General features: G+C 73.3%; 13 protein-coding genes. 6 read left to right on the forward strand and 7 right to left on the reverse strand.

Annotation, left to right across the window (positions count from 1 at the left end):
* Positions 1–617: 617 nt before the first annotated feature.
* The gene (locus ACFYO5_RS34225) at positions 618–1046 is read right to left on the reverse strand and encodes a hypothetical protein (protein WP_388716484.1); all 429 of its coding nucleotides are present in this window, start codon (positions 1044–1046) and stop codon (positions 618–620) included.
* 109 nt (positions 1047–1155) lie between these two features.
* Here ACFYO5_RS34225 and ACFYO5_RS34230 point away from each other — a divergent pair, with 109 nt between their 5' ends.
* On the forward strand, positions 1156–1650 hold the full coding sequence (locus ACFYO5_RS34230; protein WP_388716487.1) for a hypothetical protein: 495 nt from the start codon (positions 1156–1158) through the stop codon (positions 1648–1650).
* Between the two features lie 156 nt (positions 1651–1806).
* Here the strand turns inward: ACFYO5_RS34230 and ACFYO5_RS34235 are convergent, their stop codons facing one another.
* Positions 1807–2316: a hypothetical protein gene (locus ACFYO5_RS34235; RefSeq protein WP_388716490.1), complete on the reverse strand. Its 510-nt coding sequence runs from the start codon at positions 2314–2316 to the stop codon at positions 1807–1809.
* A gap of 285 nt (positions 2317–2601) precedes the next feature.
* Here ACFYO5_RS34235 and ACFYO5_RS34240 point away from each other — a divergent pair, with 285 nt between their 5' ends.
* Positions 2602–2868 carry a hypothetical protein gene (locus ACFYO5_RS34240; protein ID WP_388716494.1) on the forward strand — a complete coding sequence of 89 codons (267 nt, stop codon included), beginning with the start codon at positions 2602–2604 and terminating at the stop codon, positions 2866–2868.
* Positions 2865–3629 carry a hypothetical protein gene (locus tag ACFYO5_RS34245; protein ID WP_388716497.1) on the forward strand — a complete coding sequence of 255 codons (765 nt, stop codon included), beginning with the start codon at positions 2865–2867 and terminating at the stop codon, positions 3627–3629. Before ACFYO5_RS34240 ends, ACFYO5_RS34245 begins: the two co-directional genes overlap by 4 nt.
* 270 nt (positions 3630–3899) lie before the next feature.
* On the opposite strand, the gene ACFYO5_RS34250 is transcribed toward ACFYO5_RS34245, so the two are convergent.
* Positions 3900–4760, reverse strand: a complete 861-nt coding sequence (locus ACFYO5_RS34250; RefSeq protein WP_388716500.1) for a transcriptional regulator — start codon at positions 4758–4760, stop codon at positions 3900–3902.
* Positions 4761–5811: 1051 nt separating this feature from the next.
* Here ACFYO5_RS34250 and ACFYO5_RS34255 point away from each other — a divergent pair.
* Both ACFYO5_RS34255 and ACFYO5_RS34260 read left to right on the forward strand, forming a co-directional pair.
* Entirely contained in the window at positions 5812–6135 is a 324-nt protein-coding gene (locus ACFYO5_RS34255) for a hypothetical protein (RefSeq protein ID WP_388716503.1), read from the forward strand.
* 9 nt (positions 6136–6144) lie between these two features.
* Positions 6145–7227 carry a helix-turn-helix domain-containing protein gene (locus ACFYO5_RS34260; protein WP_388716505.1) on the forward strand — a complete coding sequence of 361 codons (1083 nt, stop codon included), beginning with the start codon at positions 6145–6147 and terminating at the stop codon, positions 7225–7227.
* A 68-nt stretch (positions 7228–7295) separates the two neighbouring features.
* Here ACFYO5_RS34260 and ACFYO5_RS34265 read toward each other — a convergent pair whose 3' ends face one another.
* On the reverse strand, positions 7296–8006 hold the full coding sequence (locus ACFYO5_RS34265) for a GNAT family N-acetyltransferase (RefSeq protein WP_388716508.1): 711 nt from the start codon (positions 8004–8006) through the stop codon (positions 7296–7298).
* Positions 8007–8335: 329 nt separating this feature from the next.
* Between ACFYO5_RS34265 and ACFYO5_RS34270 the strand changes: the two genes are divergently transcribed.
* Complete coding sequence (locus tag ACFYO5_RS34270; RefSeq protein ID WP_388716512.1) at positions 8336–9220, forward strand: DnaB-like helicase C-terminal domain-containing protein; 885 nt, start codon at positions 8336–8338, stop codon at positions 9218–9220.
* A 1695-nt stretch (positions 9221–10915) separates the two neighbouring features.
* On the opposite strand, the gene ACFYO5_RS34275 is transcribed toward ACFYO5_RS34270, so the two are convergent.
* The 3 genes from ACFYO5_RS34275 to ACFYO5_RS34285 form a co-directional block, all read right to left on the reverse strand.
* Positions 10916–11905, reverse strand: a complete 990-nt coding sequence (locus ACFYO5_RS34275) for a hypothetical protein (RefSeq protein WP_388716515.1) — start codon at positions 11903–11905, stop codon at positions 10916–10918.
* Entirely contained in the window at positions 11877–12227 is a 351-nt protein-coding gene (locus ACFYO5_RS34280; protein ID WP_388716518.1) for a hypothetical protein, read from the reverse strand. The genes ACFYO5_RS34275 and ACFYO5_RS34280 overlap by 29 nt, the downstream gene beginning before the upstream one ends.
* A gap of 75 nt (positions 12228–12302) precedes the next feature.
* Positions 12303–12800 (reverse strand): hypothetical protein, encoded by a 498-nt coding sequence (locus ACFYO5_RS34285; protein ID WP_388716520.1) that lies wholly within the window; start codon positions 12798–12800, stop codon positions 12303–12305.
* Between the last annotated feature and the right edge of the window lie 14 nt (positions 12801–12814).

Here is a 12814-nt window from a genome sequence, read left to right on the forward strand (position 1 = left end):
GCGCGCTGTCTCCTCCGGAGACATGACGCGCCGTCACTTCGCGACGGAATGATGTTGGGTTGCTCCGCAACCCTCTTGGAGGCGTTGAGGGTTGGATGTTACTCTCTGTTGTCTTTGCCCCGTGGTATCGGGCGCCAGCCTCGGGTGGGTCACCGTGCCGGCGGAACGTGGCTCCCGGGCTAGGTAGCGGCCCGGTCTTCCATTTTCCCTGTTCAGGAGCTTAATATCCCTGGTTTGAGGGGGTTTGGGTCTCTGGTCGGGGTGGGCCCGGGGCACCCTCCGGGCTTCCCGGCCCCGGTCCGTTGTGATTACAGTATGCAGCAACTAGGGGAGGTTGACAACCGGTGCTGCGCCGTTGCTGTCTGACGGCACCTCAGATCAATCGTCCATGCTTGCTTTCGAGTGGACTAGACCTCTATGGACTTGGTACGTATTCCGTTACGGGTTACATGGCATCAGAACGGATTCCGTTTGAATTGAGGGGGCGTCACTCTCGAGGGACTCCCATTAGAGGTTTGTTACGGGTTCCGGAAGGGGCGCGTAACACGTAATGGCGTTGCGAGGAGGGAAAGGCAACCCGTAAGCGGAAAGGAATTGGGGAATTGAGCGCCACGAATTCAGTAGTTGCCGTAGTCGACGGTACGCGCGAGACCGGTGAGGAGTGGGCGGCGGGAAGTGCCGCTGCTGCGGACGGGATCGGTACGGCGGTCACGGCGGCTGAGGTCCGGCGGTACGAGCGCTGGATCGACGTTCCCGCCGGGGCTGGTCACTCGGACCCGGCTGGCCGACGCCGACCCGCCCCGGCGTCCCGGTGGTCCCGTCCGCGCCCGCGTCCGGGACTTCAACTGGCGGGGGAAGGCCGAGACGTTCGACCTGTACGCCGTCTCCGAGTCCGTGCCCACCGCGGCCACCGGCCACCAGCTGGCCGCTGCGGCGCTGCGGCGCAGCGGCGGGCGGTCGGGCGGGGGTGTGAGGGGTGCGGGGTTGTCGGTCAGCTGCCGCTGCTTGAGCACGACGGGGGGCGGGTGTGCGCGGCGTGCCGGCATCTGGCGCGGCTGGCCGAGAAGCACGAGGCGCTGCGGGTGCGCAGGGCTGAACTGGGCCGGTGGGCTGGGGCGTTGCTGTCCGGGGCGGCTGGCGTTGGTGTGGGTGGAGGTGACCTCGGCTCCGCTGACGGGGGTGGGGCGGGCGCGGCCGCCGCTGGCCGGGCGGGTCCAGGTCGCGGATGAGACGGGCCTCGTCCTGGAGGACGTCCTCCGTCTCGCCGGGCCGCGGACGGGCGGGGCGCCGGCGGACGCGGTATCGGCGGGTGAGGGGGCGGCCCGTCTCGGGCGGGTGCTTGAGGGGCGCCGGCGGCTGGTGTGGGGGGCGCTCGGGGACGTCACGGTGCGGCTGGCGGTGTTGGGGCATCCCGCGGACCTCGACCGTGCCCTGGCCGTGCTCTCCGGTCACGGGATCCTTTGGCCGGACGACATCGCTTCCCGCTACGCGCAGTGGTGCGGTGAACTCGACCCGGCCGCAGGGAAGTTGCGTACTCCGTGGGCGCCCGGGAGCGCCGACCGGCTCTGGTACGTCCTCGCGCAGATGGCCGGCACGGACAGGGCGGACGGAGTGGATGCCGTGGGCGAGGTGCCGCAGCCCGGTGGGTGATGCCGGGCGCCCGCCGGTCGCCGGCAGGGTGCAGGGCGGGCGTGACCTTTCGGGGCGCGCTCGTTGTGTGGGTTGCGGGGTCTCTGCCCTCGTGGGGACCGATGTAGTCGCGAGGCTGGTGAGCATCGGCTGCGGGGCCGGTTTCCGGGCCACGGCTCAGGGGCGCCTGCCGAGGGTGGGCAGCCCGGCCGAGGTGGCCCGCATGCTGCGGCCGCGGCGCGCGGCGCGAGCGTCCTTGAGGATCCGGCGGGCCCGGGCGCGCCACAGCTGCGCCTCTTCCGGGCGGCCGGCCTCGCGGTGTACCGCGGCGACGCGCAGTGTGGCGGTGCGGGTCCGGGCGGTCAGTACCTCGGCGACGGGGGTCAGGGGTCCTTCCACCTGTATGGCGCCGGGGGCTCCTCGCAGGCACAGCACGAGGCGCCGGTCCGGCTCGGCGGCGCCGAGTTCGGTTACGTACACGCGGGCCCGGGTCAGGCCGGTGGCGATCTCGGCGAGGCGCTCCAGCTCCGGCCATGTGCAGGGCAGCAGGACGTCCTCCAGCGCGGCGTGCGGGGCCGGTCGCCAGGACGCCGCCCGTGGGCTGCTCTCGTCGCGGCGTACCCGTACGGCGATCACCGGCCAGGGTTCGCCGGTCAGCGCCGGGTGCCGGATCTCGTCTTGGGTCACCTGTTCCTCCGCGCTGCTCGGATCGCCTCACCGCGGTATCGCCGCCGGTCCTGGGATGCCGACCGTGCTCGCGGCCCAGGGGGAGCGCTGGGCTGTGGACAGGTATTGCTCTCTTCTGGGGGGTTGGCCTGTGACTTCGTGGCAGAGGGAGGAAGGTACGTCGGTCCGGGCATGCTCTGGTGGAGGTCGCGGGAGCGGGGCGGGCGCTGCCACCATCGGCTCACCGCGCCGGTCGTGCTCGCTCCCGGCCGGGCTGTCGTGTCGATCGCCTTGGAGGGCCCCGTCATGTCCGCTGTCCCGACCTCCGCCGAGCCTGCCGGCGTCCAGCCGGCCGCTGTGGCCGTGCCTGCCTCCGGCAGGCTCGGTGCGGGCGAGGCGGCCGTCGTCATCACCGCGATCGCCGCGGTGACTGTGCTCGCCGTCCTCGAGCGCCCGATCCCCGCGGTGTTGAGCGTGCTCACGGCGGCCGCGGGCCTGCTGCTCGCCGGCGCCCGCGCGGGCCGGCTCCTCGCCGCCATCGCTGCTCTGGCCGCCAGCGGCGGCCGCGGGTGAGCCGCCGGCCGGCCGGGCCGGTGGAGCTGGCGCGGCTGTGGGACTGGCTGCAGGCGGCAAAAGGGCAGCGCACCTTCGCCTTCCTCGCCCGGTGGGCCGGCGTCGGGGGGATGCCGGTATCCGTGTGCACCCTGCGCCGGGCCCTGGACGGCCGGCATCCCAGCCTGCGCACCGTCCGCGCGTTCGCCCGTGGCGCGGGCGCAGACGAGGAGGAGGCCGGGCGGCTGTGGGCGGCGGCCGAGGCCGCCGTGCGCCCCAAGCCTGCTGGGAAGCCGGCTGCGTACGTACCCGGGCGTCAGATCACCACCCGGGCGGGACTGGCCCGGGCCATGGAGAAGGTCCGGGCGGCGGCCGGCGGGCCGAGTCTGCGTCAGCTGGCCGCCTCGCCCGCGGCCGCGGGCCTCCTCTCGCGCAGCGCCCTGCACAACGCCCTGACCGGCCGGCGGCTGCCCGGCGAGGAGCTGCTGGCCGCGTTCGCCGCGGCGTGCGGCGCCGGCAAGGAGACCACCCGGGCGCTGCTCGCCGCCCGCGCGCGGCTCCTGACCGGGCCCGAGCCGCGGACGCGGGCGGGATACCCGTGCGGCATCGTCGAGGAGATCGCCGATGAGGTCGAGGAGCGGCGTGCGCGGGACGCGGCTGTGCGCCATGGATTCCGGAGGAGGACGAAGCCGACGAGTACGACCGGCAGTTGCGCGATGAGGAGGAGGCCGAGCACCGGCGGATGGCGGCCTGGGTCGACAGCCTCACCGACGACGAGCTGAAGGAACTCGAGCAGGCGCGGTCCGCGGCCGGGGCCGGCCGGGACCTTCGCGCCGAACTCGCCGCGTACCTCCCGCGGTAGGCGGGCGGGGGCCGCGCGGTGGCGCGGAACTGGTGCGGCCGGCGGCATCGTGACGGCCTCCGGCCGCGCTGCTGCGGCGCGGCCGGGCGGTTCCCGTCAAGCTCTCCAGGTCAGATGGAGGGCGCCGCGGTGCGGTGCGCGTAGTCGTTCAGGCCCGGCAGGTCGGGCCGCAGCTCGGCGACCCGTGCGGTCAGCGTGCCCACCGAGGGCCGGCGGGCCTCCAGAGGGGCGGCGAGCTCGACGAGGCGCAGCTGGGCGAAGACGCCGGCCGCATCGCCGGCGTCGAGGAGGGCCCGGGCGGTGGCGGCGCGGGCGCGTCGTTCGGCGGTGGCAGCTGGGCGCGGTGCAGGCGGCGGGCCGCGGCGAGTGCGGTGTCGAGGTCGCCGAGGTGGCGGTGGATCCCGACCCGGTACAGGGCGCACTGGGCGGCGGCCAGCTCCCGGGGGCGGCCGGCGGTGTACGGGTGGCGGGCGGTGCTCTGTTCGGCCTGGGCCGTGAAGTCGTGGGCGGTGGCGGGCTGGTGGGCCTGGGCGGCGGTGGAGGCGGCGGTAAGCGCCGCCATGCCCGCGGCATCGAGCTCGGCGGCGGTGGGCCGGGATCCGGCCGTCAGGTGGAGGCGTGCCTCTTTCAGCAGGTGCAGGGCCTCAGCGGTGCGGCCGGTGCGGCGCAGCGGGGTCGCGGCCGCGCGGGCCGCGTCGGCGAGCACCACCGGATCGCCGGAGCGGCGGGCCGCGGCACCGGCCCGGCTCGCATAGGCGCCGGCGGCCTCGGCGCGGTCCTGCCTGACCGCGAGCTGGGAGGCCAGCACCCACACGCCGGCGGCCCGGGCGGCGCCGGCCGGGCCCTGCTCGATGCTCTGCGCGGCCCCGGCCAGGAGCAGCGGCAGCACTTGGTCGAGCCGGGCGTAGGCGCCGGCGGAGAACAGCCGGCCGCCCGCGGCGACGTCGCCGGCGGACAACCGCGGCATCAGAGCCGCCCACGCTGCCACCGGGTCGGCGAAGATACCGGCCCCCAAGGCGACTCCCGCCGCCAGCACACTGCGTCGCTCCACACCCAGCCCCCTTCCGCAGCACGGTCCCGGCGGGCAGCCAGGGCCTGGTCGTGACGCTACGGCCGGGCTGGCCGGCCGCGGCAGGGCGCACGACGTCGACCGTGCGCGCCCCCGCCCCCGCCTCAACAGCCGCAACGGAGTCTCGCAACGGCACTCGCAACGCGACATGCAACGGTGCTTGCAACGCGACATGCAACGGGCAACGACGGCGTCGGCGGGACGGGGGGCTGGGAGCGGCACGCGGCTGGCCTGCCGACGTACAGTCCGGCGGGGCCCCGCGCGGAGTGCCGCGCGGGGCACCGCCGGCGGGTGACGTACGGTCCCTTTTGCCCGGCTCGACAGGACGGCCGCGGCCTGCGGTCCCGCGCTTCCTTCGCACGTTGCGCGGGACCGCGCTCGTCGTCCGCTGCTCTGCACCCAGGTCCGCAGCCGCCGTGAGGTGCGGCGCGGTACGGGCATCTCCCGCCACCGGTTCTACGGGCCGACGGCGTGCGGCGTGCGGTCTACCGGCGGCGGAGCACCGTGTACGACTCGAGAGCGGGGATGGCGGAAAATGCGCCGAGCCGGCACCGGGTGCGGTGCCGGCTCGGCGGGTCGGCGGGCGCGGGCCAACGCGCCTGCCGGAGAGTCCTGAAACGGGTTCGGGCTTGCGACCAGGGCCGTCAGGAGAACACCGGCGGCTTGCCGTCGGTGTTGTGCTGGGACCACCGTCTTTCTGATGGGGCCTGGTCCGCAAGTCGGCTGGAACAAACGGTGAGCCGCCCAGGGCGCGGACCGCGCGGACAGCGACGTCACCGGCGCGGTGGGGGCGGGCCGGCGGGGCGCCGAATTTCGTAGCGGGACGGGGAACATCTGCGGGGCCAGGAATTCACATTCCAGACAAAAGGTGCACCTGGGCGAGGTGGCGGGGTACGCGAGCGTGGAAGGCTGTGTACCGCGCAGCCCGCAGCACGGCAGGGCCAACTGCCTTGCGAGCCACGTCACTTTGCGACCAGAGCCCGGGCCCCGGCACGCCGCCGGCGGCCCCCGTCAGGACGGAGTCCTGCACGCCATGAGCCATGTCCCCCTCCCCCTCCCGGCCGGCCCCGCCCCGGCCTGTGCCTGTCCCTCTGCCGCCGTGCCGCCGACGGTCCGCGGCAGCGAACCGGACGGCGCTGCCGGGCGGTTCGGGCCCACCCACGCGCTGATCCTGCTGATCGCCTTCCTGGGTCTGGGCTGCGGCCTGTTCCTCGCCGGCACCGAGCTTCAGACCGTCTTTGCGTTGCTGGGCGGCTGCGGCGCGATCGGCGCGGCCACGCTCACCGCCGCAGGCGGCGGCCGCCGCCTGATGACGGTCCTCGTCGAGACCGCCGTGCGCTCCGGCGCGGGCAAGTAGGCGCCGGCCATGCCCCGTTCCCTCACCGTCGCCGGCTGCTCCCCGCAGCGCCCCTTCGCCGACCTCGCTCAGCACCTGATCGCGCTGCGCCGGGCCGCGCGGCTGCCCCAGCGTGTGCTGGCCGAAGCCGCCAACGTCTCCCGCAGCGCCGTGCAGCGTGCCGAGTCCGGCACCGCCGCGCCCACCGTGACAGTCCTCGACGCCTACCTGCGCGCCTGCGGGGCCGGCGAGGCAGACCGGGCCCGGGCCCGTCTCCTGCGTACCCGTGGCCGTACCGCCCAGCGCGACAAGCTCCACGAGCTCAAGGCGCCCGCCCCCGACTTCATCACCACCAAGCGGGACCTCGCTCTCGCCCTCGCCGAGGTCTACGAACGGGCCGGTGCTCCCTCCCTCAGCGACGCCGGCCTCACCCCCGGCCGCACGCCGCTTCCGCGCACCACCGCGTGGCGGATCGTCAACCGCAAGGGCCTGCCGGCCAGCGCCGAGCAGCTGGTGACGTTCCTGACCGCCTGCGGCATCAGCCGTCCGGCGGCCCAGCGTCCGTACATCGACGCCTACAGCCACGTCATCGCCCAGCGCGGGACACGCCGCCTTCCCCCGCGCGCACAGCGCACGCAGCTGATCCGCCGCATCCACCCGGCGCCCCTGGCCCGCGGCGGAGCAGACACCGGCGCCCGCTACGACCTCGCCGGACTGGCCGCAGCTCTCCCGAAGGCCGGCGAAGCCATCGCCGCAGACCGCGCCCGCTTCGACCTCACCCCCCTAGCCGCAGCCCTCCCGAAGCTCGGCGAAGCCATCGCCACGGCGTACCGGTCTGCCAGCCGGGAAGCGCACCGAAACGGGACCACCGCACCCGACTGGAACACGGCCGCACCCCTCATCGGCCACCAGCTCAGCCGCGCCCTTGCCGACGGTGTCTTCACCGTTGGCACCGACGACAGGGGCGTCGACTTCTTCATGCGCACCGACGACGGCGGCATGGTCATCTGCCAGGCCAAAAGCCACAGGGATCCGCCCGGGCCTCCCCCGGCGTTGCCCACCGAGGTCTCCGCGCCGCCGCCACGGCCCGCTCCAGCCGCCCGAGTCGGCTGACCGCAGGCGGCGGATGCCCGCCACCCGCCGCCGGCCGCGGTCTCCTGGGACAGGCCGTGGGCCCGGCTTCAGGACAACCGGCCCGCCAGCAGACCGTTCAGCACCCCGGCCCGGTACGACACCTGCGAAGTGAGGGGGCGCGCCAGGTGCCGCATCGACGCGTCCGCCGACCACTGAATGCGTCCGATGGGCAACTGCAGGACGAGCGGGGCGCCGGGGGCCAGGACATGGAAGCCGTCGGCCTCGTAGTACGGGGCCAGGTACGGCTTGTGGGTGTGGATGCCGCCCACCATCGCCTGGTAACCCTGGCGGGTGTAGGAGCGGACCAGGTGGTCGACGAGCTGGTGGCCGAGCCCTTGGCCGCGGGCGCTGTCGGCCACGGACACCGCCTCCAGCTCGACGAGCGCCCTCGACAGCAGCAGGCACAGCGGCCGGCCGAGGCCGGCTTGCATCTCCATCAACCACTGGACCGGCGGGATCGCGTGAGCCAGGCCGACAATGGGCCCTGCGGGCTGCTCCTGGGCGAGCAGCAGGGTCGCGGTGCCGAACTTCGGCGGCAGCCGCCAGCCGGTGCGCATCCGGTCGATGATCTCCTCGGGCATCGCGTCGTCGAGGAAGTCGACCGGCTGAAGCAGCGCGCGCACCGCCTCGGGGTCGTCGTCGGGAGTGGCCGGGCGGATCAGGTAGCGGCCGTGTACCTGTGGCGCTTCGGCGCCCTCCGGCTGCGGTTGCCGTGGCGCGCTGCGGCGCTCTGCCCTGCGTCGAGAGGCTCGTCCCATGCCCTCCATCGTGCCTCAACCCCACCCGGCGACAGCCGAATTGGCCAGGGCAGGCACGCGTCCGGGGCCCGAGGGCCGGGGCTGACGGCGCGGCGCAAGCGCGTCTGCCGAAGCGTCGGAAGTTGGGCGGCATCGGATATCGTCGCCGGTGGTGCTGGACACGCACGCACCCAGACCGCCGCAGATGCTCCCACGCAGCGCTGGCTCACAGGTCGAAGGCCCGCCGGACAGGGATACCGGCACCCCGGCACCCCGCCGGGCGGGGGTCCGTGGAGTTTTGGCCGCGCCCTTCTTCGTACGGCGCGCAGGCGTGGGCGGCGTGCCGGGAAGTGACCACTGTGAGCCGCCGTACCAGCTCCGATCTGACCGCCCGCGCCCAGCAGTTGGCCGCCCGGGCCGGCATCCCCTACACCGCGGCCCTGGCCGCGCTGCGCACCCCGCGCACCACCGGCCCTACCGCGCCGGACCACAGCGCGGCCACCGGTCTCCCCGCACTGGATGGCCTGCTCGGACCGCTTTCGCCCGGCACCCTGACCGTGCTGGCGGGGCGGACCATGGCCGGCGCAACCGCGCTGCTGCTGGGCATCGCCCGCCACCACGGCCACCGCGGCCGGCCTGTCATCCTGGCCGGGCTCCAGAGCAGTCCGCACGCGACGATGCGCAGCCTGCTGGCCGCCGAAGCCGGCCAGGACCTCGACCGAACGGCCGAACACGCCCCCGACCGGCAGATGGTGGCCGAAGCAGCCGCCCGGCTGCGCGGGATTCCAATCCGCCTGCTCACCCCCGACGGCTCCAACGCCGTCAGCCGGCTGCGCGCCGAAGCCGCCGCCGGCGGGGCGGGACTGCTCCTCGTCGACACGCTCCGTCTGGCGGCCGGTCTGGAACCCTCCCCGCCCCTGCCTGGCCAGAGTGCCGCCGAACTCGTGGTCCTCGCCCGGGAGCTGGATGTCCCCGCCGTCGCCACTGCCCACCTGCGCCCCCGGCGCGGTGACGGTGACAGCCGGCCCCGGCCCGACGACCTGGACGACCGCGGCGTCCTCGATCACGCCCACCGCCTGGTCCTCCTGCACCGCCCCGCCCGCCTCGGCCCCGTCCCCGGCCAACGCGACCTCGTCACCCTCCACGTCGCCCGGCCCGACGGCGCCGAGGTGGGCACCACCACGATGCTGTTCGAGCCCGAGTACCACCGCATGGTCGCCCCTCCCCGCGCCTGACCCGTCCCGCAGCCGCAGGCCTGCGGGAAGAGGAACGCGCGCCCCGCCGACCGTCCAGGGCACGGGCGGGCAGCGGGGCGGGCGGCGGGGGTGGTCAGGCGGTCTGCCTGGTCATCAGCACGCCCGGGGCCGGCCGATGCGCCTCGGGCACCCGCTGCCGGCCCCGCTTGCCCTCAGAAGTCCAGTGCCCTCTCCCCGCGCGGCCCGACCCGACAGCGAGCGCGGGGCGGGGCGGGGCTGTTCAGGCGAGGTACCGGCCCAGCAGGACGGCGCCGAGGATGAGCGGTCCGAAGATGCCCAGGAGGTTGACGGCGTTCATCAGCGGACCGTCGCCGCGTCGGCGTGATGGCATGGGTATCCGGGTCCCTTCTCAGGCGCCGAGGCCGACGTAGGAGACGAAGGTGTAGGCGCCGCCGCCGGAACAGTGATCTTCGACCTTCGCCCACGTCGTACGGACCACCTGAGACAATCTCCAGGGCGGCGAAATCGCCTCCCCGACTACGGAGGTACGCAGCATGAAGAGGATCGGCGCCATCCCAACCACCCCGTGGCCCCGCTGGGCCCTCCTCCGGGGTGGACCGTGCGCCGCCGTCGCACTGGGCGTCGTCGGGCTCGCGCTGGCAGTGGGAGTGAGTTCCGCCGTGGGCACCGCGTTCGTGATCGTCGCAGCCGTCGGGGCACTCTTCGCTTTCGTACTCACCATGCCCCGGCGCAGCAGCGATCGCGGGGAGGGGTGATTCCTCCCCCCCTTCCCGCGCTCCGCCCCTCCCGATGGCCGCTCACTTCCGAGCGGCCATAGATATTTCCAATTATGCAATTGCACCCCTCTGCGGGCCGCCGCCCGCACCCCGGTCGGCCGGACTCCCCGGCATCCGCCGAGCCCCACCGAACTGCCCCGGCCCCCATCGAGACGTCAGCCAGAGCCTTCAACCGCCACCCGGACCCAACCCACTGCCTCACCCTCTCCACGATTTCGTGCCATCCGTGCTCTCTCGTATCTGTGTCCAGTTCCATTCCTCCGTCGCTCTGCTCCTCTGCTCTACTCCTCCGCTCCTCTTGTTCCTCCTCCTCAACTCGCCGGCATCGCCCACCCGTTCTCGCATCCTGTTCCTGGCCAACTAGCCCTGTAGGGAAGTAGTCGGCGTTCCACGGTCCTCCGAATACAAGGCTTGACCTGGGCTTTTTCCACCTTCAGAGGTTGGTTCCGGCGCGACCAGGAGCGCGACGAGAGGCGCGACCAGGAGCGCGACGAGAGGCGCGACCAGAGGTGCGACCAGAGGTGCGACCTCGTCCGGCCCGCCGCATACGGACGATCCACCGCCGATGGCGCCCGGCGCCTGCTGCTTGTCTCGGGCGGGCCGGAGGCCCGGTTCACCCGAGGTGCGCGGTGTTCCGCCCGCCAGACGGTGACTTTGCCTCCCTGATAACTGGGCGCAGGAGGTGAGGGTGAGATCGCCCCGCTGCCGTCGTGCGGCCACCGGGGCGATTCCGCCTCCCTCGTCAGCAAGGACGGTCCGTCCTGCCGGGGTGATCTCCCCTCCCTGCCATGCTCCAACGTTGGAGGGTGAATTCGCCCCTCCTAGAGGAGGGCGAAATCACCTCCGCCTTCCTGTTGGCGGCTCCACAGTTCGGGGGGCGATTCCTCCCTGGCGCACGGCCGTGACGGCCCCAAGGGCGGTGCTCCGAGGATGCGGTTTATGCGGTGAGGTCGACCGGCTGCAGACAGCAGCAGAGGTGACGTTCGCCACGGCTGTACGTGTAGCCGTGGCCATGGCACTCCGGGCAGTCCCGGTCGTGTTCCTGCGGGACACCGGCCGTGCAGTCGATCGGTTCGGCCCAGACGGGCACGAAAATACCGTCGCCCTGATCGTCCCAGGTGAGGGTGGCCATGACGATGCCGTCTCCGCCGCAGCCGCCGGGGCAATCCGGCTCGTGCAGTTGGTCGTCCTCGTCCCTCTCGCCGAGTACTTCGAGATACGCCTCCAGCAGGTACTGGCGGGCGTTCTCTTCGGTCGTGCGGGGGTGCCCGTCGAGTTTTCGTACGTGGTGGCCAGCCTGAGCTGCTGCCTGCGCTGCGGCGCGGTCGGCGGGTGCGAGTGCCGACGCTTTCCAGAGCAGGAGCCCGCGCGCCATGTGGTGTCGGCGCATCTGGGCGTACGCGTCCGTGGTCAGACCGTCGTTCTGGCACGCCTTGGCCACGGCGTACGACCGGAGCACGTCGCTCACGAGCCGGGACTCGGTCGGGTAGCGCCCGGGCAGGGCGGCGGGCTCGGCCTGCTGGTCCGCGGCGGGAGGTGGGAGGGCGGCTCGGGGACGGGGGCCGGCGTGGTGGTGCAGGTCGGCATAGGTGGTGCGCAGATGGTTGATGCCGGAGCCGCGGGTGGTCGGCAGGTGGAAGCCGTCGTGGGCGAGGAGTTCGGTCCCCAGTCCGCGGGCGGTGTCGTGGACTTCGGTGTCGCGTGCTCCTCGCAGGGCGAGGACGTCGTAGAGGGCGCCGAGGTGCACGAGGTGGGCTCGCCTGATCCGGTGGAGCTGGTCGTCGCGGTAGGTGTCGGGGTGTTCGTAGGTATCGTCGCGCTGCAGGTTGGCCCAGCGGGCTTCGAGGATCATGCGCTGGACGGAGGCGCGTTCCTGGGCGTAGGCGGCGATGGCGTGCTCAGGCAGATGTGTCAACGAGGTGGCCACAGGTGTCATTCCTGTTCGGTCGGAGGGAGTGGTGCACGGGCGTGATCGTGGTGCAGGTGGTTGTGGTGATGCCGTCGAGCCGCCCCTGATCGTCGTAGGACAGCTCGAGTTCGAGGATTCGGTGGTCCGCGTGCGGGCGCCGGCAGAGACCGCAGGTGCTGTGGGCGAAGTCGTCGGCGCCGTGCGCGGCGAGTTGGCGGATGTCCCTGCGGCCGAGGACCAGGACGACGGGCCTGTCCTGTGTAGTGGCGCTGTCCGCGCGCGCCAGGTGCACGAGGAACTCGGCGGGGCTGGGATCGGTCGGTGTCCGCGGGCTGGTCATCTGACCTCCGGTATCTGGCGGGGGCCGTGGATCGGCGAAGGGCCCGGCAGTGCCGGGCCCTTCGCCGGTCAAGGTTCAGAAGTGGTCGCCGACTTCGACGCTGTCGTATTCGTCGCGGGTGACGGTCTCCCAGTCGGTCTCGTTGCCGTCCCGCAGCTTCAGCTCCCACTTCGCGGGGGTCCGGTACCCCTTGAAGACGGGGACCGAGGTCGTCCCGCAGGGCGCGGAGGGGCTGCTCTTCCCCGGTGCGCTCGGGCTCGGGCTCGGGGCGGAATGGGTCGGCTTCTGTTTGGAGGCGTCGCTGCGGGGCGGGTTCGGCTTCGGCTTCGAGGTGTCGGTGCGCGGCGGCTTCTGCACATCGGGCTGCTCGTCGGAGGTGTCGGTACGCGGCCGGGGCTTCGGCGGGTTCGGCCGGGAGAGGCTGGTGCGGAGGGTCTGCGTGCGCGCGGAGCGGCACGCGGCCGGCCGTTCGACGTTCTCGTAGATCGGGCCTGTGGCGGGCCGGGCGCGCTTTTCGACGACCTTTCCGTGGTCCAGGTCGGTGGCGCCGCATCCGGTGAGGATCAGGGCCACGGAAAGTGCTCCTG

Source organism: Streptomyces sp. NPDC006259 (genome assembly GCF_042870975.1).
GTDB lineage: Bacteria > Actinomycetota > Actinomycetes > Streptomycetales > Streptomycetaceae > Streptomyces.